The organism is Saccharomonospora sp. CUA-673 (genome assembly GCF_001942305.1).
Classification (GTDB): domain Bacteria; phylum Actinomycetota; class Actinomycetes; order Mycobacteriales; family Pseudonocardiaceae; genus Prauserella.
The window spans coordinates 86,765-107,810 of the sequence record NZ_MKKE01000055.1 but is presented as its reverse complement, the minus strand read 5'-3'; the positions used below and the strand labels follow the sequence as shown (position 1 = coordinate 107,810).

General features: G+C 70.1%; 16 protein-coding genes and 1 pseudogene. 11 read left to right on the top strand and 6 right to left on the bottom strand.

Translation table 11 applies throughout. The annotated features are described in order from the left end of the window. Positions 1-34 precede the first annotated feature (34 nt). Positions 35-1,792, top strand: coding sequence for a CdaR family transcriptional regulator (locus tag BJF85_RS21100; protein WP_075849774.1), 1,758 nt, complete (start codon positions 35-37; stop codon positions 1,790-1,792). 12 nt (positions 1,793-1,804) lie between these two features. Here BJF85_RS21100 and BJF85_RS26810 read toward each other — a convergent pair whose 3' ends face one another. Continuing rightward, positions 1,805-2,158 (bottom strand): hypothetical protein, encoded by a 354-nt coding sequence (locus BJF85_RS26810; RefSeq protein ID WP_083666602.1) that lies wholly within the window; start codon positions 2,156-2,158, stop codon positions 1,805-1,807. Continuing rightward, entirely contained in the window at positions 2,137-3,108 is a 972-nt protein-coding gene (locus BJF85_RS21095; RefSeq protein ID WP_158057057.1) for an MFS transporter, read from the bottom strand. Before BJF85_RS21095 ends, BJF85_RS26810 begins: the two co-directional genes overlap by 22 nt. A 334-nt stretch (positions 3,109-3,442) precedes the next feature. Between BJF85_RS21095 and BJF85_RS21090 the strand changes: the two genes are divergently transcribed. Continuing rightward, positions 3,443-5,032 carry a hypothetical protein gene (locus BJF85_RS21090; protein ID WP_075849773.1) on the top strand — a complete coding sequence of 530 codons (1,590 nt, stop codon included), beginning with the start codon at positions 3,443-3,445 and terminating at the stop codon, positions 5,030-5,032. Positions 5,033-5,059: 27 nt separating this feature from the next. Then, positions 5,060-5,905 (top strand): PHP domain-containing protein, encoded by an 846-nt coding sequence (locus tag BJF85_RS21085; RefSeq protein WP_075849772.1) that lies wholly within the window; start codon positions 5,060-5,062, stop codon positions 5,903-5,905. A 20-nt stretch (positions 5,906-5,925) separates the two neighbouring features. On the opposite strand, the gene BJF85_RS21080 is transcribed toward BJF85_RS21085, so the two are convergent. Both BJF85_RS21080 and BJF85_RS21075 read right to left on the bottom strand, forming a co-directional pair. After that, positions 5,926-8,304, bottom strand: a complete 2,379-nt coding sequence (locus BJF85_RS21080) for a S8 family peptidase (RefSeq protein ID WP_222844621.1) — start codon at positions 8,302-8,304, stop codon at positions 5,926-5,928. A 69-nt stretch (positions 8,305-8,373) separates the two neighbouring features. Continuing rightward, complete coding sequence (locus tag BJF85_RS21075; RefSeq protein ID WP_222844620.1) at positions 8,374-9,384, bottom strand: ATP-binding protein; 1,011 nt, start codon at positions 9,382-9,384, stop codon at positions 8,374-8,376. 171 nt (positions 9,385-9,555) lie between these two features. On the opposite strand from BJF85_RS21075, the gene BJF85_RS21070 reads away from it, so the two are divergent. The 5 genes from BJF85_RS21070 to BJF85_RS21050 all read left to right on the top strand — a co-directional run bounded on the left by BJF85_RS21070 (position 9,556) and on the right by BJF85_RS21050 (position 13,419). Next, on the top strand, positions 9,556-10,068 hold the full coding sequence (locus BJF85_RS21070) for a hypothetical protein (RefSeq protein WP_075849771.1): 513 nt from the start codon (positions 9,556-9,558) through the stop codon (positions 10,066-10,068). A gap of 148 nt (positions 10,069-10,216) precedes the next feature. Next, positions 10,217-10,879, top strand: a complete 663-nt coding sequence (locus BJF85_RS21065; protein ID WP_075849770.1) for a poly-gamma-glutamate hydrolase family protein — start codon at positions 10,217-10,219, stop codon at positions 10,877-10,879. 137 nt (positions 10,880-11,016) lie between these two features. After that, entirely contained in the window at positions 11,017-11,331 is a 315-nt protein-coding gene (locus BJF85_RS21060) for a hypothetical protein (protein ID WP_075849769.1), read from the top strand. Continuing rightward, positions 11,328-12,944 carry an alpha/beta hydrolase gene (locus tag BJF85_RS21055; protein ID WP_255375828.1) on the top strand — a complete coding sequence of 539 codons (1,617 nt, stop codon included), beginning with the start codon at positions 11,328-11,330 and terminating at the stop codon, positions 12,942-12,944. Before BJF85_RS21060 ends, BJF85_RS21055 begins: the two co-directional genes overlap by 4 nt. A 28-nt stretch (positions 12,945-12,972) precedes the next feature. Next, complete coding sequence (locus BJF85_RS21050) at positions 12,973-13,419, top strand: hypothetical protein (RefSeq protein WP_075849768.1); 447 nt, start codon at positions 12,973-12,975, stop codon at positions 13,417-13,419. Here BJF85_RS21050 and BJF85_RS21045 read toward each other — a convergent pair. After that, entirely contained in the window at positions 13,408-14,271 is an 864-nt protein-coding gene (locus BJF85_RS21045; RefSeq protein WP_075849767.1) for an NAD(P)-dependent oxidoreductase, read from the bottom strand. The genes BJF85_RS21050 and BJF85_RS21045 overlap by 12 nt on opposite strands. Before the next feature lie 112 nt (positions 14,272-14,383). Here BJF85_RS21045 and BJF85_RS21040 point away from each other — a divergent pair, with 112 nt between their 5' ends. From BJF85_RS21040 to BJF85_RS21030, 3 genes and pseudogenes are all read left to right on the top strand, one after another. Next, positions 14,384-14,623: a hypothetical protein gene (locus tag BJF85_RS21040; protein WP_075849766.1), complete on the top strand. Its 240-nt coding sequence runs from the start codon at positions 14,384-14,386 to the stop codon at positions 14,621-14,623. 136 nt (positions 14,624-14,759) lie between these two features. After that, positions 14,760-18,656, top strand: a pseudogene (locus BJF85_RS21035) (Pls/PosA family non-ribosomal peptide synthetase). After that, positions 18,653-19,960: a M1 family metallopeptidase gene (locus BJF85_RS21030; RefSeq protein ID WP_075849765.1), complete on the top strand. Its 1,308-nt coding sequence runs from the start codon at positions 18,653-18,655 to the stop codon at positions 19,958-19,960. Before BJF85_RS21035 ends, BJF85_RS21030 begins: the two are co-directional and overlap by 4 nt. 161 nt (positions 19,961-20,121) lie before the next feature. On the opposite strand, the gene BJF85_RS21025 is transcribed toward BJF85_RS21030, so the two are convergent. Further along, positions 20,122-21,015 carry an SMP-30/gluconolactonase/LRE family protein gene (locus BJF85_RS21025; RefSeq protein ID WP_075849764.1) on the bottom strand — a complete coding sequence of 298 codons (894 nt, stop codon included), beginning with the start codon at positions 21,013-21,015 and terminating at the stop codon, positions 20,122-20,124. Positions 21,016-21,046: the final 31 nt, after the last annotated feature.

The window sequence follows — 21,046 nt, the reverse complement described above, 5'->3', positions numbered from 1 at the left end:
GTGTGAGCGAGCGGTGGGCCCGAAAGGGGAAAACGTGGAGCTGGCTGCACCCGAGACATCGACGCCGTCCCATGAACCGACTTCGTCCGACGACCCAGCCCTGTCCCACGAGCCGACGCTGGCCCGCGTGCTGCAGGAGCGGTTGTTCCGCGACGCGACGATCACCGGGGACGGCGCGCGCGACCGGGTCGTCACGTGGTGTCTGCCCTGGCAGCAGGCCCTGTCCGGGGAGGAGGACCTCGACGGGGTGCTCGTGTATGCGCGTGAGTCCGACGTCGAGGCCGATCAACTGGCCGAGCTGCGCGCCCGTCGCCCGGTGGCGCTCGTCGTCGCCGGCGGCGAACCCGGGACCGCCCAAGCCGACCGCGCCGACGCCGAGGCGATGCCGATCATCACGGTCGGTGCGCACACGGACTTCCGGCAGGTCGGCCGGCTCGTGGCCGAGCTCGTCCTGGCGCACGAGGCGCACGTCATGCGGTACGGGGTCCGGGTGCATCAGGCGCTGGCGGAGTTGTCGTACCGCGGAGCCGGCATCTCGGCGTTGTGTCACCAGATGTCGCGGCTGTCTCAGTGCGCCGTGGCAGTGCTGGACAGCGACTACCAGGTGCTCGAGTTCGCGCAGGCGGGTTCGGTCGGTGAGTCCTCGACCCCGTCCGGGGAGGTGCTGACCGCCCGGACCATGCGGGAACTGCTGCGGGACGATCCGCCGGATCTGCTCGACCGGGCGCTGGACGGCGGGCGCGGGCCGATCGTCGGTGCCGTCGAGATCGCCGGCAATCCGTTCACCTGCGTGGTCGGGGCGATCGTGCTGGGCGGTCGGCACGACGGCTGGGTGGTTCTCGTCGAGCCGGCGGCCCGGCCGCATCCGCACGACGTGGCGCAGCATCGGGTGGTCGTGGAGCAGGCGATCACCATCGTCGGCACCGAGATGCTGCGGATGCGCAGCATCTCCGAGGCGGAGGAACGTGCCCGCGGCGACTTCGTCCATGCGCTGTTGCACGGCAGGTTCGCGACGGAGGCCGATCTCGCGGCGCGGGCCGAGCACTACCGGTTCCCGACCGGTTCGGACTACGCGGTGATCGTCGCCGGCGGTTTCCGCGCGGCGAGCGGCGGCGAACCCGGCAACGCGGTCCCGAACGCCGTCCGCGACGTCGCGCGCACCTCACCACCCGGAACGCAGACCCTCGCCGCCGCGGTGGGCGACGTCCTGGCGGTGGTGTACCGGTTCGACCGGCCCAAACGGACCACCCCCGACGCAGCCAACCGGTTCGTCGCCGACTACGCGCGAACCCTGGAACAGGACCTGGTCCGCAAACTGGGGGTGCCGGTGCAGGTGGCCTACGGCAGGCCGGTCAGCGGCGCCGTCCGGATCACCGACAGCTACCGGGAGGCGCGGATCGCGCTCGGGCTCCGGCAGCAGCTCGGTCTGGACAGCGTGTGCGGTTTCCACGAGTTGCGCGTCTTCGCGGCGCTGTCCGAACTGGCCGGCAGCCCGGTGGGCAAGGGTTTCGCCGACGAACTGCTGGCCCCGTTGCGCGAGGAGAGCACGGGCGGGTCCGATCTGGAACGGGCCGTCGTCACCTACATCGAGTGCGGCGGCAATGTGAACGCGGCCGCGCGGGCGCTGCACATCCACCGCAACACGATGCTCTACAAGCTGGAGCGGGCGTCGCGGGCGCTGCGACTCAACCTGCGCGAGGCCGAGCACCAGTTCGCGTTGTGGCTGGCGTGCAAGTTGGAACTGCTCGCGAACACCACGGCGACGGTGGACCGGGAACTGCGGCCTACCTGAGGCCGGTCGGGGTCACACGGGTTCGGGGTCGCGGCCGGCGAAGCTGATCAGCAGCGCGAGGAGCGCGAGCGTCCCGCAGCCCACGAACAGCACGAGCGATTCCCCGCGCGGGTACAGCGATCCAGCCCACGCGGTGCCCAGGGTGGCGCCTCCGAAGCGGAGGGTGTTGAACACGCCGAGCGCCGCGCCGGCACCGGTCTGTGTCGTGCGGGCAGCGCCCGCTGCCGCGGGTGTCTGGACCAGCGCGATCCCGGTGCCGATCACGACGAGCAGCACCGTGAGCCACAGCAGCGGCGCCGCGCCGGTCATGATCGCGCCCAGCGCGCACGGGGCGCCCACGAGCGTCACCAGGCCGGTGCGCAGCACGACCCGGGGTCCGATCCGCTCGCTGAGCCTGCGACGACGGGTGCGAGCGCGGCCATCGCCGCGGGCAGCGCGAACGCCAACAGGCCCGCGACCGCCGTCGACCGTTCGAGCGCGCCGGTGACGTGGAGCGGCACGGCGACGAGCGTCGCGCCGAGGCAGAACATCTGCGCGCACGCGGCGACGCCGCTGCGGAAGAACCGTGGTGTCACGAACAGGGCAGGCGGCACGAACGCGGCGATGTTCCTCCTGGCCACGACCCGGGCGCGGGACACGAGTGCGAACAGCACGAGGCTCGCGACGCCCGTCGCGGCGAGCACGCCCACCGCCCACAGCGGGACGTCACCGTCCGGGCCGAGCGCGGCCGCCGACATCAACAACGCGACGCCGACGGTGAACGACAGCGCACCCGGCCAGTGCAGGCGCGTGGGGTGCGGCATCGCCCGCGGCACTAACGCGATCAGCGCCACGACGAGCAACGCGCTCACCGGCACCAGGATCCAGAACACGCCCCGCCAGCCGAGCGGTTGCGACAGCAGACCGCCCAGCGGAGGGCCGAGTGCCTGGCCGATGCCGTTGGCGGCGGCCCAGGCGCCCATCGTGCGGGTGCGGCGTGCCGGGCCGTAGACCGCCGAGAGCATGGCCATCACGCACGGCGGTGCCGCGGCGCAGCCGAGTCCCTGGACGCCCCTGCTCAGCGCCAGCACCGTCATCGTCGGCGCGAGCGCCGCGCCGATCATGCCGGCCAGCAACAGCAGCTGCGCGGTGATCAGCACGCGGGTGTGCCCGAACCGGTCGCCGATCCACCCCATCACCGGCATGGCCGCGGCCAGGACGAGCACGAACGCCGTCACGGCCAGCACCCCGGTGGGCAGCGGAACGCCCAGGTCGGTGCTGATGTCCCGCAGGGGAACGTTGACCACGGTGTTGCAGACCGTGCCGAAAAGCGTCACGGACAGCAGCGTGAGGAGGACACGAACGCCGGGCTCGGAATCGTTTCCCGATCGGATCCGGGGACTGCCGGTGTTGTGCACGGCCGCCTTCGACATGGAAGGAACGCACCTCCGCCCGTCGACTGAACACGAAAAGGTGCCGGCGTGGGTTACCGCGTCGTCACATTTCCACTAAATGCACCTTTTCTCAGATTGCGCGTGTGAACTCGCCTCGCTCTAGGGCAATGTGCACAACGTTGCTGTTGGGTGTTGTGCACATGGCTGGTAGACGATATGTGGTGCATGCGCGGACGCTCTTCGGTTAACGCGCGAATGCCTCCCGAAGGGAAGCCCGATGCCCCTGACTGCCGCTCACTGGTTCTACCTTGCCGGTGTCATCGTCATCCTGATCACGATGATCGCCCGCAAGAACATCATCGTTCCGGCCCTCGTCGCCACTTTCCTGACGGCCTTCGTGTTCTCCGGGAGTCTGATCACCGGAATCACGTCAATTTTCAACGCGAGCCTCGTGGCCGCCGCCAACCTGTTCAACATTTTCCTGATCATCGCGCTGGTCACCGCGATGCTCCATTCGCTCCAAGTCATCGGTGCGGACCGTAAGATGGTCGCTCCGTTCCGTAGGGTCATGCGCAACGGGCACATGGCGTTCTGGGTGCTCGCGCTCGTCATGTTCTTCATGTCGTTGTTCTTCTGGCCCACTCCCGTCGTGCCGCTGCTGGGCGCGGTCCTCTTCCCGGTGGCGATCCGGGCGGGCATGCGGCCCATCGCGGTCGGCGCCGTGGTGGCCACCGCCGGTCAGGGCATGGCGCTCTCGTCGGACTACGTGATGCGGGTGGCACCGGGACTGTCGGCGGAGGCGGGCGGCCTGTCGGCGAACGAGGTCACAGACAAGGCGCTCGTGCTGGCACTGGTCACCGGTGGTGTCGCGCTCCTGCTGACCTACGCGATCGAGATGCGCAAGATGCGCACCCCGTCGCCGCAGCTGCTGGCCGATTGGGAGGGCAAGGGTCAGGTCGTCGGTGTCGAGGCGGGCGGTGCCGTCGGGTCCAGGGAGGCGGGCTCGACCGGCAGCGGCGAACGGGCTGGCGCGCAGGTGCGGGCCGGTTCCGCGGGTTCCACCGGGGCCGGGGACGACGGTGGCGGTACGACGACGGTGGTCGCCGAACGGGCAGGCGGCTCCGGCGACGAGCCCGACCCCGACGATGCGGCGTCGTCGAACCCGAAGGCGTCGACGTTCTTCGCCATGCTCGTGCCCGCGCTGTACCTGTCGCTGATCGTGTACCTGATCGTCGCCAAGGTGTCGCCGTCGGTGCCGGACCTGGAGGCCGGCGAGGCGGCGGGTCTGGTCGGCGGCGTCGCGGCGTTCGTCGTGATCCTGGCCGCGCTGGTCGGCGAGGGCCGTGGATTCCTGGAGTCGTCGGCGACGCACGTGGTGAACGGGCTCGTGTTCGCGTTCAAGGCGATGGGCATCGTGATCCCCATCGCCGGGTTCTTCTTCCTCGGCAACGGGGAGTTCGCGGCCGAGATCCTCGGCAAGGACGACGTCGGCGAGGGCCTGCTGTTCGACATGGTCGCGACGGTGCAGCAGCATGTGCCGGACAGTCCGTTGATCGCGGCCTTCGCCATCCTGCTCGTGGGACTGGTCGCGGGCATGGACGGTTCGGGCTTCTCGGGTCTGCCGTTGACCGGTGCGCTCGCAGGCAGCTTCGGCGCCGGCTCGGGCATGAACCCGGAGACGCTCGCCGCGATCGGTCAGATGGGCAACATCTGGGCCGGCGGTGGCACGCTGGTCGCGTGGTCGTCGCTGATCGCCGTGGCCGGTTTCGCCCGCGTGCCGGTGCTCGACCTGGCGCGAAAGCTGTTCCTACCGGTGATGGCGGGCCTGTTCGTGTCGACCCTCGTGGCGGTGATCTTCCTGGGCTGACGTGGCCGAGTGGATGTGAGGTGAGCGATGGCCGGGGAGCTTCCCGTCGACTGCCATGTGCATTCCGAATGGTCGTGGGATGCGCCGGAGGGTTCGCTCGACGGCGCCTGCGCCAGGGCTGTCGAGACGGGGCTTCCCGGCATCGTGTTCACCGAGCACGCCGATCTGACCGCGTGGTTCATGCCCGACCACCTGCATGATCGTCTGCCGCCGACGTTCACCGCGCGGCTCGGCGACGACGGGGTGGTGCGTCCGCCGGAGTTGGACGTCGAGGCGCACGCGGCCGCCGTCGCGGCGGTGCGGCAGCGGTATCCGGGACTCGACGTGCGCGTGGGTGTCGAGGTCAGCGAGCCGCACCGGCATCCGCGGGCCGTGGCCGACCTGCGCGAGCGCGGGCGGTTCGACCTCCTGCTCGGCGCCGTGCACGCCGTCGACGTCGACGGCCACCCGCAGATGATCGAGAGCCTGTTCGCCGTCGAGGACGCCGGCACCGTCCTGCGCCGCTACCTGCGTGAGGTGCTCGCGATGGTGACCGGTACCGCCGAGTTCGACGTCCTCGCCCACATCGACTACCCGGTGCGCTCCTGGCCCGCCGACGCCGAACCGTTCGACCCGCACCGGTTCGCCGACGCGTTCCTCCCCGTGCTGCGGGCGCTGGCGGAATCGGGCCGCAGCCTGGAGATCAACACCAAACGACCCCTCGACCTGATGCTGCTGGACCGGTGGCGCGACGCCGGCGGCCCGAGCGTCACCTTCGGCAGCGACGCCCACGAACCCGGCCAGGTCGGCCGCCACTTCACCGACATCGCCCGCCACGCCGCCACCCTCGGCTACACCCCCGCCGACGACGGAATCCGCTGGCACCTGCGCTGAGGATCAACGTTTCGGCCGGGTCAGTGCCCGAGCCGAACCTCAGTCTCCACCACGGCCTCGCTCTCGAGAACAGTGTCGAACCGAGTATGGAGATCGGCGTAGATGCCCGGCATCGACTCCTCGACCTCGAGTTGCACGGCGAGTGCGTAGCGCTGCGACTTCCCCTCGGGTGCCCATCGCCCGGTGTTCTGAACAACGACGACCAGATTGCTGTGTTTCTGTGCGTCCCACCGGTCTCGCTTCCACAACGCACTCGCGGCCTGATTGGGGCCCGCGAGACGGTCCTGAGCCGAGGGCTGCAGGTTGACCTTCGCATTCTCCAGTTCTTCGGGTGGTTCACCGGCGTTGGCCGCGAACTTCGCCTGCACGTCGTCGGAGGAACGGCCGCGGTAGACGTGTACTGCCATCCTGCTTTCGAGGTACTGGAGTCGGGTTCCCCTGGTGTCGGGGTCGAAGGACAGGCCGATCGCCACCGTCTTCGCACCGGGTGTGAAGAACGACGAGGGGACGTCGACGTCGTAGAAATGCACCTGGTCGATCCGGAGCTCCTCCTCGGCGATCAGGAGAACGCGATGCTCCGTGGACGTTTCGGCGCGCTCAGCCGACACCTTGCCGTATCCGCTCATGAATCGCTGCATTCGCTGGGCATGGGCGTCGGTCGCACTGTCGATCACCCTGTCCACGGGTGTGCTGGTGGACAGGAGGAGTGCACGGACGGCGTTCGCCGACAGCCCCGGGTACTTGGCCAGTACCCGGAGCGCGGCGTGGGAGACGAGTGGGGCCGCGAAACTGGTGCCGATGTCGGCGCGTAGCAGGCGCTCCGGCCGGGCACCGCTGGCAGCGACAACGGTGCCGCGGGCAGCGTCCTGCCTGACGTTCCGAAACGCACGGTCGTAGACGTAGGTGCCGCCGGACGCGCTCAGTTCGGGTTTGACTGCGTCCTCGATGCCTGGGCCGGTGCGGCTGGCCGGACTCGGATCTCCCGGAGTGCCGAGATGGTTCACATCGACAGACTCCCGTGCCGGCACCGCGCCCTGATCGTGCTCGGGAACGAGCGCACCGACGGTCAGTGCCAGCGCGGCCATGGCCGGCGGTGCCAGATTCCGTTCCTCGAGGTGCAACTGCTCGGCCGCGTACCCGTTTCCGTCGTGCTCCTCTGGATGGACGTTGCCGGCGCTGACGACCACGATCACGTCGTGCTCGGCGACCATCCGATCCAGCGCCGCGGCGATACCGACGGGACGTGGGGGCACATAGGGATGCTTCGGGTCGCCGAGTGACAGGTTGATGACCCGCGCACCGAGGTCGATGGCCTTGTCCACCGCATCCAGCAGCTGGTTCTCCCACAGTCGTTCGTTGGAGAACTCATTGTGCTCGTTGAGAACGCGAATGCTCACCAGCCTGCCGCGCGCGGTAAGCGGTTCATGGCTGTGCAGTGGACGCTCCAGCGATCCGTGCAGCGCGATGCTGGCGACCATGGTTCCGTGGCCCGTGACATCGGATCCGTCGGTGCCGTCCACGCTCTCCGCCCGGTGGAACGCAGGCTCGACGAGTGGGTGGCCGGGTTGGACGCCGGAATCGATGACAGCGACGATCGGCGCGTCGGCGGGTGGCGGGACGACAGGTGGCAGCGCGTCGCGGGACCACCTGGTGACGTCGACCGCCCTCAGCAGTGGCCGGGGAATCCTCTTGATCCAGCTGACCCGGTCGGTTCGAGCCAGGTCGAGGATGCGGTCACCGGGAACGTCGGCACGAATCACGGACAGGCCGGCGTCGACATCCTTCCTGTTGTCGAGGACGGTTCCGCCGGCGGCGGCGACGGCTCCCAGCGTCTCGTCATGGCGTCGCATGGCTTCAGCACGGTTGTCGGGTGTCCAGCATTCGATGTCGACGCGCACGACGCTGTTGTCGAGATCTTCCAACTCAGGGTCGATGACGTCGGACGGTTCGAGTCGGCGAACCGTCTCGATGTATCCGAAAAGGTTGAGAAACCGGGGATTGCCGGTCTTGTCCGTGACCTCGTTCTCGTATTGGTCGAGTCGTTGCCGGAACTCGGTGAGTTCGGCGTCATCGGCGAACAGTGTCATCACCCGCGCGCCCGTCACGTCGAGTAGCTGGAGGCCGGCGCCGTCGAACGCGTCCACCGCCGCGGCGGCCTTGGCGTTCAACTCGACGACGAGGATGAGCTCCGGATCAATGCCGAGGATGCGTTCGCGGGTCTTGTGCCGTTCGCGAGTCTTGGCGAGCTGCGCTCGAATGTCCCGCGCGTGTGATCTGTGATCGGACCGCACCTCCGGCCCGCCACCGCGTACGAGCTTCCGACGCGGCTTGGGGTCGAGGGCGCGCGTCAGCCGCAGATGGACATGGGCGTCCCCGGCTCCCAGCGACAGCTGCGTCATGTAGTTACGTATACCCGAACAGTGACCAGTTGACGACGTGGCTGCCACGATGGGCGCAGTTGGACGTGCTTACGGCTGAGTGGTCTCGTCCTGGAGTAGCCGGCGGCGTTCGAGCATGCGGCCCAGTGCGCCTTCCATGGCGTCTTCATCGACGTCGTTGCTGCCGGCCAGAACTGCACGTCGCTGAGCGTCGAGGCAGACCAGCTCGACCTCTGCCGGGCTCAGTGACGCCAACCGCCGGGCCCAGGTGTCGCGGTCGAACGTCGGCCGCATGGCGCGCATCCGCAGGTCCAGCAATGCGGCAAGCTGGTCCTGGCCCAGGGAACCGAAGCCGACGATCTCGTCGAACCTGCGCCACATGGCCGAATCGACGAGGCGCGGGTGATTCGAGGTCGCCACGACGATGGATTCGCCGTGCAGCTCCTCCATCAGTTGAAGGAGCGTGGCCGCGACACGACGGAGCTCGCCGTGATCACGTTCGGTGCCGCGGTCCTGGGCGACGACGTCGAACTCGTCGAACAGCAGCACACACGGGACTTGCTCGGCGTAGGCAAGCACGGCCTCGAGGTTGCGGGCGGTATCGCCGAGCAGAGACGACGTGATCGAGGCCAGCGTGACCGTCGCGACGGGCAGGCTCAGCTCGGCAGCCAGGGCATGCGCTGTCGCGCTCTTGCCCGTTCCGGGCGGGCCGACGAACAGCAGCCGTTGCCGCGGGCGCAACGCGTGGTTGGTCAACGCGGTCCTGGACAGGTTCTCCCGGATCACGTCTTCGATGACCTGGCTGGTCTCCTCGGACAGGACCAGTTCGGCCAGATCACGGCGTGGCTTGGTGAGGGTGAGCAGTGGGCGCTCGTCACGGCTCTTGGGGATAGGGCGCAAGGACAGTGCGTCCTCACCGCCCGCGCGGCGGTTGCGGTTCAACGCGCGTTCGAGGTCATCGGCAAGGTTGCGGTGGTTCTTGCGGCGTTCGTCGGCGATCATCTCTGCCGCTGTCCGCCGGAACTCGCGATCGTCGGCCTCGGCGTAGCTCGCGAGAAGCCGGCGCAGTTGGTCGCTTCGCGCCATGCGTACCTCCCGCATTCCGTCTCCTGCCTACAGTACGACCGACCGCTGACATTAGCCGGTCGACTCGGTGGGTCGGTCACCCGCTGGAGCTTCGACACACGGCCGTGCGGGCTCGTACGAGTGCGTTTCGCCCGGCTATGCGCTCTCCTTCGAGGCAGCGACGGCTCGTTGTGGGAGAGTCGGCGGATGGTGCGTTGGGGGAGCCGGGCGGCCTTGTTGGTGACGGGCGTGTTGGTGCTGTCGGCGTGTGGTGCCGGTCCGGTGGGTGATCCGCCGCGGACGTTGACGATCGAACAGGCGCGGGAACGCTCGCAGGAGCACGTCGACAACGCGGTGGCGGCGTTGCCGGTGCAGCCACGGTTGACGTTGACGAGGTTCGGCGACAGCGAGTCGGAGTGCACCGACCCGACCGACCACGGCCCGCGTGGTCGATACCAGGTGGGTAAGTCGTACTGGCTCGATGATCTCCCGGCCGATCGCAATGCGGAGTTCGTGGACGTGCTGTTCGAGCACTGGCAGTCAAGCGACTACCGGGTGCTGACGGACAACCGCGAGGAGGACAACCGTTTCGTGTCCGTCGAGCACAACGATGACGCCTTCCGCATGTCGGTCACCGAAAGCACCGAGGGCGACCTCTCGATCGGCGCCTCGTCCCCGTGTGTCTGGCCGGACGGCGAACCGCCCGCCGACGCCGAGTAGGCGAGCGGTGCTGACCCACTCCCATAGATGGCCTGCGACGCCCGACCACGCCGACCGGCACACGGAAGCGACTTTCGACGGAGGTCCGGGGCCGGGTATCCCGCTTACGATGCGTCCCGGCGACGTGCGCCGACCTGGAGGGATACCGATGAAGATCAGGACCGCGACCGTGGCAGCCGTGACCCTGCTGGCCGTTCCCACTCTCGCGCCGGCGGCCGCGGCCGACGACACCTACTCCAGCTACGCCGAACTCGCCGCCAACGAGACCGAGGGCGTCGACTACCAGCGGTCCACGCGCTCCGGGGACACCGACGTCGCCCACATCGCCATCCACGGCGGCGGCATCGAACGGCCCACCACCGAGCTTGCCGACCACGCGGCCGAGGTCGGTGGCCACGCCTTCGCCACGTTCGAGGGGATCAAGCCGTCCGGCAACAGCGTTCTGCACATCACCTCGACCAACTTCGACGAGCCGAGGACCGTCGAGGTCGTCGAGAACTCCGACTACACGATCTCCTGGCACGGCGCGGCCGGCGACGATGCCAAGACGTACGTCGGTGGTCTGGACACCGAGCTGCGCGACGCGGTCCGCGAGGAACTTCGAGACGAGGGTTTCGAGGCGCCCAGCGACATTCCCGACAACCTCAAGGGCGAGAACCCCGACAACATCGCCAACCGCAACGACCGCGGCAAGGGCGTCCAGCTCGAACTCACGCGCGGCCAGCGCGACCTGTTGATGCCCGGCGGAACCCCGGTGGCCGCGATGGACGACTACATCGCCGCCGTTGAACGCGCCGTCAGCAACCGCTGAGCCGCAAGGCCTTCCGACGTCGAGTGGGCGGGCATCCACCTGGAACTGCAAGATCGGCGATCTCGCCGAACCCCTCCCACGGCCCACCCCGTCGGGGTACCTTTTGTCCGGATCATTTCTGGGGGAAGGACATCGACGTGAGTGGATACGACGTCGACTCGGCGACGCTGGTCGGCGCGGGCGACGAGTTCGTCGAGGTGGCTGATGCCGCGCGGGAAGCGGCAGTCGAGTTCCGGCGCGCAGCCGACGAGCATCACGACAGTATCGACGGTTTCGCCGCGGCGGCCACGTCCGCGAGCGTCGGGCTTCGGTGGGAGCACCACATCACCGACCTGTGCAAGCGGACCGCCGTGTTCGGCGGGTTCCTGCACCAGGGTGCCGCCGACTACGAGGGCATGGAGCAATCGGTGCTGGACACCCTGCCCGGTCTGGCGCCGGACGGTGACGCGTGAGCTCGAACTATCCCGACCCGGGCACGATCTCGTTCGAACAGCTCCGCGGCGTCGACCCCGAGTCGTTCGACGAGCTGGCGAAGAAGTGGGAACGCCTCGCTGGTGAGCTGTCGTCCACCGGCACGGATCTGAAGGCTGCCACGGGCCGCATCGAGGACTGGACCGGCGACGCCGCCGACACCGCACGCGACCACATCGGCGACGTGCGCGGCGGGTTCGCCACGGCCGTCGAGCACATCGAGCGGATCCCCGGCGTGCTGCGCACCTTGTCCGACGCGATCAGCGAGGCACAGGAGACGGTCAACCGGATCGTCGAGGCCGCCGAATCGACCCAGTATCTGACCGTCGAATCCGACGGCACCGTCCGCGCCGTCTCGGACGGACCGCAGGACGCGCGGAGCGACGAGGAACAGCGGGCCAACGCCGAACGCGCCGAGGAGATGACCCAGGTCGTCACGTCGACCCTGCAGCAGGTGTCGGAGGCCGACCGCACCGCGCGCGACGCACTCGAGGAGGCCGCACCCGACGCCGCCGGGCTGCAGCTCGAGGTCACCGGCGACGGGCACGTGCTCGGCAAGTCCGACATCCCGCACGACGCCTCGCCGCAGGACGTCAAGGACTGGTGGGACAGCCTCAGCCCCACCGAACAGGAATCGGCGATCTACAACCATCCCGAACTCATCGGCGGAATGGACGGCGTTCCCGTCGCCGCGCGCGATCGCGCCAACCGCAGCACCATCGTCGACGAGTACGCCGACCTGGTGGCACGGCGGGAAGAACTCGACGCGATGGGCGACGAACGCCACGAGGGACAGGACCGGGAACTGGAACAGGTCACCCAGGCGATCCGCGGGCTCGACTCCATCAACGAACGGTTGGAGGACGACAGCCTGGAGACGTACCTCATCGATTACTCCACAGAGGACAGTGGAACGTCGGTCGTCGCGACCGGTGGCAACCCGGACACCGCCGACAACGTCATCACCTCGGTGCCGGGAACCGGTTCGCACATCGGCAACGTCGGCGGCGAGTTCGGCAAGGCCGACGCGATCCTCGGTGCCGTGGAGACGACCGAGCGGGGCTCCGACACGGTCCACATCACGTGGCAGGGCTACGACGCGCCCCCGACCCTCGACGAGGCGGTCGGCAGCGGCCGCGCCGAGGACGCCGCCGGCGACCTGCTGTCGTTCCAGGACGGTTTGCGTGCCACCCACGAGGACGGCGGTTCGCACAACACGCTGATCGGGCACAGCTACGGGTCCACCGCGGTCGGGCACGCGGCGCAGGAGGGCACGCTGAACGTCGACAACGTCGTGGCCATCGGCAGTCCCGGTATGGGGGTGCGCAGCCTGGACGAGTTCAACCTGCCCGAGGGCACGGACGTGTACGCGGGTACGACCGAGAACGACATCATCAAGGGGACGCCGCCGTTCATTCACGGTATCCAGCCGCGCAGCATGGACGGCGTGATCGAGTTCGATGCCGGCGAGGGCGACTCGGGAGGGTTCCTCGGCAAATCCGACACGGCCCATTCGCAGTACTGGGACGAGAACTCGGAGTCGTTGAACAACCTCGCGAAGATCGTCGTGGGACAGTCACCCTCGACGCCGTGACGTCCGTGGAACAGGGGATGGGGAGCCGATGGATACGCTGACGATCGAGCAGGCGCACGAACGTGCGCAGCAGCATGTCGACGATGCCGTTGCGGCGTTGCCGGTGGCGCCGACGTTGACGGTGCTGCGCAACGGCGAGGCCGAGTGCACCGACCCGACCGACAACGGTCCGCGTGGTCGCTACCAGGTGTCGCGGAAGTACTGGCTCGACGACCTGCCCGCCGACCGGAACGACGAGTTCGTGGAGACTTTGTTGGCGCACTGGACGTCCCACGGCTACCACGTGCTGACCGACAAACGTGCCGACAACGACCGGTTCGTGTCCGTGGAGCACAACGACGACGCGTTCCGCATGTCTGTCAAGCAGAGCACCGACGGCAGCCTGGCGCTCGGCGCATCGTCGCCCTGCGTCTGGCCGGACGGGACACCGCCTGCCGACCCGCAACCCTCGGTTGATCCGGGGTCAGGTGCGTAGGGCTTCGTAGACCCGGGACAGCCCCTCGGCCCCGTGGCCGGCGGCGATCTGCTTCGCGATCAACGCCTGCAACGGGGCCAGGGGCGCCGGGTCGACGCCCTGTTCCTCGCTGGCGCGCAGGATCGGGGACAGGTCGGAGAAATCCAGACTCTGCTGACCGTCCACTGTGTAGTCCCCGCCGTCGATCACCGCCGCGTAGTCGACGACGCCACCCGCCATGGCCGACAGGAACGGCGCCGCGCGCGAGGCGAACTCGCCCGCGCTCATCCCCGCCGAACCGGCCATCGCCGCGCCGTGGAAGAACCCCGCGAACATCTGATACATCCCCGACAACAGCGCCAGATCCACCAGCGACGCCATGCCCGGATCGTCGCCGTCGAACACGCTCGCACCCCACACGTCCCACACGTCGCGGTACCGCTCGAACGCCTCCCGCGCACCGCTGTAGAACACCTGCGCCGCCGGCGACCCGATCATCTCCGGCACCGCCAGGATCGCGCCGTCCAGATACGTCACGTCCCACTCGGCCGCCCACCGCGCCAGTTCGCGCGCCTCGTTCGGCGTCGTCGTCGTGACGTTCACCAGCGTGCGTCCCCGCAGCTCGCCGGTTACCGGGCCGAGCGTGTCGCGCACCGAGTCGTGCCGCAGCAGGCATGCCACCACCAGCGGATGCGCCGACACCGCCTCCGCCACCGTGTCCGCGGCCGCCGCGCCACGCTCCACGAGCGCGGCCGTGCGCGCCGGCGTCCGGTTCCACACCGTCACCGGATGTCCCGCGTCCAGCAACGCACCCGCGAGCGCACCGCCCATCGCGCCCGTCCCCAACACCGTCACACCCGTTGCGTTCGTCATGGCATCCAACCTGACAGCGCACCGCCGGAGCGGGAAGTACGCACAATGTTCTGCGGTACTCACCCCGAGGTAAGTACCGGAACCACAAGCCGGTCAGGCGTCGACGTCCCCCGTGCGCACCCCGATCAGCCCCGTCCGCGCGGCCGGCCCGGGCTCGGTGCACACCTTCCTCCGGTTCGCGCTGCACCTGTCCCCGGGCGATGCCGCCGCGCTCCACGGGCGGTTACAGGCCGTGATCGACGAGTACGCCGCGAGCGACGACCAGCGCCTCGAACAGCCCACCTACGGAGGCGTCGTCGTGCTCCACGAGCTGCGCGTGGACCCCGATTCGACACCCACGGACCCGGGCTGACCAGGCGTTACCGTATTACCCGGTTGTGTGACGCTCTCGACACCTGAGAGCTACCTCTCGTTCATGTCGAGTAGGCTGAACGGCTGTTCTCGGCCGTCTCAACCGGAGCTGGCCCGACAAGCGCCTGCGAGGGGCCGTGACGATCGCGATCGACAAACCCGCCATACCCGCCGACGACCCTGCCCCGAGCGATCTCGCCGTCTACCGGACGGGGCCCGCGCCACGTCCCCGCACGCTGCTCGACATCCTCCACGCGACCGCCGCCCGGCACCGGGACGCGGCCGCTCTCGACGACGGATCGACCGTCCTGACCTACCGCGGTCTGCTGGCCGAGGTCGACGCCGTGCGCGCCAAGCTCGCCGCCGAAGGTGTCGGCGTCGGCGACCGCGTCGGCATCCGCATCGCCTCCGGGACCGCGGAACTGTACATCGCGATCCTCGGCACGCTGGCCGCCGGCGCCGCCTACGTACCCGTCGACGCCGACGACCCCGACGAACGCGCCCAGCTCGTGTTCGGCGAGGCCGGCGTGTGCGTCGTCCTCGGCGACGGCGGCGCCATCGAACGCCTCGCCGACTCCACGGGCACCCCGGGCGCACCGGGCGTCGACGACGACGCGTGGATCATCTTCACGTCCGGTTCCACCGGCAAGCCCAAGGGCGTGGCCGTCACCCACGGCAACGCCGCCGCGTTCGTCGACGCCGAGGCGCAGCTGTTCCTCACCGACGAACCGCTCGCGCCCGGCGACCGCGTGCTCGCCGGCCTGTCCGTCGCGTTCGACGCCTCGTGCGAGGAGATGTGGCTCGCGTGGCGGCACGGCGCCTGCCTCGTGCCCGCCCCGCGCGCGCTCGTGCGCACCGGCGTCGACCTCGGCCCGTGGCTGCTCGAACGCCGCATCACCGCCGTGTCGACCGTGCCCACGCTCGCCGCGCTGTGGCCCGCCGAGGCACTCGAGGACATCCGCCTGCTGATCTTCGGCGGCGAGGCCTGCCCGCCCGAACTCGCCGCCCGCGTCGCCGTCGAGGGCCGCGAGGCGTGGAACACCTACGGCCCCACCGAGGCCACCGTCGTCGCGTGCGGCGCCCAGCTCACCGGCGAGGAACAGGTGCGTATCGGCCTGCCGCTGCACGGCTGGGAACTCGCCGTCGTCGACGACGACGGCCGGCCCGTGCCCATGGGCTCGTCCGGCGAACTCGTCATCGGCGGCGTCGGCCTGGCCCGCTACCTCGACCCCGACAAGGACGCCGAGAAGTTCGCCCCGCTGCCCTCGCTCGGCTGGGAGCGCGCCTACCGCAGCGGCGACCTCGTGCGCGCCGACCCCGAAGGGCTCGTGTTCCTCGGCCGCGCCGACGAGCAGGTCAAACTCGGCGGACGGCGCATCGAACTCGGCGAGGTCGACGCCGCGCTGCAGGCGCTGCCCGGCGTCGCCGGCGCCGCGGCCGCCGTCCGCAGGACCGACGCGGGCAACCAGATGCTCGTCGGCTACGTGCTGCCCAGCGAGGCGGGCGACGAACCGTTCGACCGCGACGCCGCCGTCGAGCGACTGCGCGAACAGTTGCCCGCCGCGCTCGTGCCGCTGCTGGCCGTCGTCGACGACCTGCCCGTGCGCACCTCCGGCAAGGTCGACCGCGCCGCGCTGCCGTGGCCGCTGCCCGCAGGCGCCACCGACGGCGCCGACGAGGACGGACTCACCGAGACCGAACAGTGGCTCGCCGACGGCTGGACGTCGATCCTCGGCGTCACCGTCGCCGACGCGAAGGCCGACTTCTTTCGTCTCGGCGGCGGCAGCTCACCGCGGCGCAGCTCGTCGCGCGCATCCGCACCCGGCACCCCGACGTGTCGGTCACCGACGTCTACACCCACCCGAAGCTCGCCGACCTGGCCGAGAAACTCGACGGCCTCGAGGGCACCCGCACCCGCCGCGGTGAGGTCACGCCCGTGCCGCGGTCGACGGGCGTGCTCCAGTCGCTGCTGACGATTCCGCTGCTGACCGTCGTCGGCCTGCGCTGGACGACCATCGCCGCGACGTTGTCCACCGCGCTGTCCGTCGTCGCCGGCGTCGCCTGGGCACCGACGGCCCCGCTGTGGCTGCTCGGCCTCGCCTGGCTGACGCTGTTCAGCCCCGCCGGCCGCATCGGCGTGGCCGCGGCCGCGCCCGCATCCTGTTGCGCGGACTGCGGCCCGGCCGTTACCCGCGCGGCGGCAAGGTCCACATGCGACTCTGGGCGGCCGAACGGCTCGCCGACGTCACCGGCGCCACCGAGGTCGCGGCGCCACCTGGATGACCCGCTATGCCCGGCTGCTCGGCGCGAAGGTCGGCGCCGACGTCGACCTGCACACCCCGCCGCCGGTCACCGGCATGCTCAAACTCGGCAGGGGCGCGGCCGTCGAACCGGAGGCCGATCTGTCCGGCCACTGGGTCGAGGGCAACATCGTCCACATCGGAAAGATCCGCATCGGCGCGGGCGCGCGCGTGGGCACCCGCAGCACCCTGTTCCCCGGTGCGCGCATCGGCAAGGGCGCCGAGGTCGCCGCCGGTGCCACCGTGCGCGGCGCCGTGCCAGCCGGCCGGCGCTGGGCCGGTTCGCCCGCGGTCGCCGACCCCAAGGGCGGTCTGAACTGGCCGACGAAGAAGGCCGACCGGTCCCGGCGCTGGGCGTTCGCCTACGGCGTCACATCGTTCGTGCTCGGCCTGCTGCCCGCGTTGGCCACACTCCCCGCGGTGCTCATCGTCGGCTCCGCCGTGTCCGGCACCGCCGGTCTCGCCGCGGCGTGGGGCGCGGCCCTGGCCGTCACGCCCGTCGCGACGATCGCCTACCTGCTCACCTACGCCACGCTCGTGGTCGTCGGTGTGCGCGCGCTCGGCATCGGCCTGCGCGAGGGCTTCCACCCCGTGCACAGCAGGCTCGCCTGGCAGGTGTGGGCCACCGAACGGCTCATGGACGCCGCCCGCTCCGACCTGTTCCCGCTGTACGCCAGCCTGTTCACGCCCGTGTGGCTGCGGATGCTCGGCGCGAAGATCGGCCGCGGCGTCGAGGCGTCGACGGTGCTCGCCGTGCCGAGCATGACGAAGGTCGCCGACGGCGCGTTCCTCGCCGACGACACCATGGTCGCCGCCTACGAACTCGGCAACGGCTGGCTGCACGTCGCCCCCGCCCGCGTCGGCAAGCAGGCGTTCCTCGGCAACTCGGGCATCACCGCGCCCGGCCGGTCGGTGCCCAAACGCGGCCTCGTGGGCGTGCTGTCGTCGACGCCGAAGAAGGCGAAGAAGGGCTCGTCCTGGCTGGGCATGCCGCCGATGCCGCTGCGCAGGGCCGTCGAGACCGGCGACACCAGCCGCACGTTCGACCCGCCCGCCCGGCTGAAGATCGCCCGCGGGCTCGTCGAGCTGTGCCGCGTGGTGCCCGTGATGTTCTCGTTCGCCCTGTCGGTGTCGGCCGTCGCCGCGCTGTTGGCCGTGTGGTCGGTGGCCGGCCCGTGGGCTGCGGCGTTGCTGTCCGGTGTCGTGCTGTTCGGCGCGGGCGTCGTCGCCGCGGCACTGGCCACGGCCGCGAAGTGGTCGCTCGTCGGCCGGTTCCGCGCCCAGGAACGTCCACTGTGGAGCTCGTTCGTGTGGCGCGCCGAACTGGCCGACACGTTCGTCGAGACTCTCGCCGTGCCGTGGTTCGTCGGCGGCGTCGGCGGCACGCCACTGCTGCCCGCGTGGCTGCGCACCATGGGCGCGCGCATCGGCAAGGGCGCCTGGGTCGAGACGTACTGGCTGCCCGAGTCCGACCTGATCTCCATCGGCGACGGAGCGACCGTCAATCGGGGGTGTGTCGTCCAGACCCACCTGTTCCATGATCGCATCATGAGCGCCGGCACCGTCGAATTCGGCGCAGGCGCGACGCTCGGCCCGCACGGCATCGTGCTGCCCGGCGGCGGCATCGGCGCCCGCACGACCGTCGGCCCCGGTTCCCTCGTCACGCGCGGCGACGAGGTGCCCGCCGACTCGCGCTGGCAGGGCAACCCGATCGCCTCGTGGGGTGACGAGTGAACGCATCACCCTCGCCCGGCGCCGACGTCTCGGGCGATGCGTACCTGCCCGCGCACGGGAACGGCGGCTACCGCGTCCTGCGCTACGACCTCGACCTCGAATACCGGCCCGCCGCCAACCGGCTGTCCGGCACGGCGCGCATCACCGCCGTGGCGACGCAGCCGCTGTCGGGGCTGGTGCTCGACTTCGAGCCGTACAAGCTCAACCGCGTCCAGGTACAGGGCGTCAACGCGCGCTACACCCACCGCGGGCACAAGCTGCGCGTCAAACCCGCACGGTCGATCGCCGAGGGCGCCGAGTTCGTCGTCGACATCCGCTACGCGGGCAACCCGGCGCCGCTGAACTCGCCCGAATGGGGCGACGTCGGCTGGGACGAACTCACCGACGGCGCGCTCGTGGCCAGCCAGCCGGTCGGCGCGCCGTCGTGGTTCCCGTGCAACGACCACCCGTCCGACAAGGCCGCCTACCGGCTGTCGATGAAGGTGCCCGCGCCGTACACCGTCGTCGCCACGGGGCGACTCGTCGACACGCGCCGCTCCGCCGGCGCCACCACGTGGGTGTTCGAACGCGACGAACCGTCCGCCACGTACCTGATGAGCGTCCAAATCGGACAGTACGTGGAGGTGGCGCTCGACGACGTCGCGCGGATCTTCGTCCCGCCGCGCCTACGGGACAACGCGCTGTTCGACTTCGGTCGCCAGCCGCAGATCCGGCGGACCCTCGAGGACTGGTTCGGGCCGTACCCGTTCGACGAGTACGCCGTGGTCGTCACCGACGACGAGCTCGACGACCCCATCGAGGCGCAGGGCATGGCCGTGTTCGGCGCCGGGCACGTCGACGGACTGCGCACCCACGAACGGCTCGTCGTGCACGAGTTCGCGCACCAGTGGTTCGGCAACAGCCTCACGGTCGCCGACTGGAAACACATCTGGCTCAACGAGGGTTTCGCGACGTACGCCGAATGGCTGTGGTCGGAGGCCGCGGGCGGGGAGACGGCCGACGAGCTGGCCCGCCGGTGGCGCGCCGAACCCGCGCAACAGGGCGTCGGCCCGCGCATCGGCGACCCCGGCGTGCGCGACATGTTCTCCCAACGCGTCTACAAGGGCGGCGCGCTGACCCTGCACGCACTCCGCGGCCAGCTCGGCGACGAGACGTTCTTCGCCCTGCTGCGCGACTGGACGTCGACCCACCGCCACGGCACCGTCACCACCGCCGACTTCACCGCCCTCGCCGCCCACCACGCCGGCCGCCCCCTCGACACCTTCTTCACCACCTGGCTCGACACCGACACCCTCCCGGCCTGAGAACCTCCCGGTGCGGCCGGCGCGGCCGGCGCGGGCAGGTGCGGCACGGTTGCTCGCGGCGGTGCGGCCACCGCGAAGGGAACATTAGTCGCGTTGAATGCGCCCGACGGCCCCATGGCTGCGCTCAACGCGACCAAAGGGCCCTCGGGTGCATCGACGGCTCAGGGGAGGCCGGCGTGGGGGGTTTCGACTCGGGTGGTGCGGAGGCTGGCTTCGCGGGCCTGTTTGCGGGCGTCCTCGTGGAAGTCGGGGGCGGCGGAGATGAACAGGGTGCGTCCGTCGCGGCCGCCGAGCATGCATGCGAACACCCCGCTGTCGGCCGGGAGTTCCTCGGCGATCTCGCCGCCTTCGCGGACGCGCAGCAGACGTCCGTTGACGGCGTCGGCGATCCACAGCGCGCCGTCGGCGTCGAGGCAGCAGCCGTCGGAGGCGACCTTGATCTGCGGCAGCATCGACTCCAGTTCCACCTCGGTCGGCTGGTCGCCGAACGACGCCCACACGCGCCGGTTCGTCAACGATCCGTCGGCCGCGATGTCGAACGCCGTCACGCGGTTGGCGAACGTCTCGCACACCAGCAACGTCTCGTCCGCGGTGATCACGGCGCCGTTCGGGAACCACAGGTCGTCGGCCACCGTCGTCGCCGTGCCGTCCGGGTCGACGCGCACCAGCACGCCAGTCTCCAGCGGTGACCCGCCCATCAGGTCGAAGCCGAACTCGCCGATGAACGCCCTGCCCCGCTCGTCCACGACCATGTCGTTGACGTGCCCGCCCACGAGGTCGGACAGGTCGGCGTGCGTCACGAGCGTGCCGTCGGCCTCGCGGCGCAGCACCTTGCGGTCGCGCATCGACACGATCAGCAATCGCCCGTCCGGCAACCAGCCGATGCCCGACGGCTGCTGCGGCACGTCCGCCTCGACGCGCAGGTCGCTACCGTCCTCGGCCGCCGAGTACACGGCGTAGGTGTAGAAGTCGGAGAACCAGATGCGGCCCTCGTGCCAGCGCGGGCACTCGGTGTACGACATGTCGGTGACGATGGCGTCGACGGTGCGGCTCATGGGTCCCTCCCTGAGGGTCGGTGTGACGGGT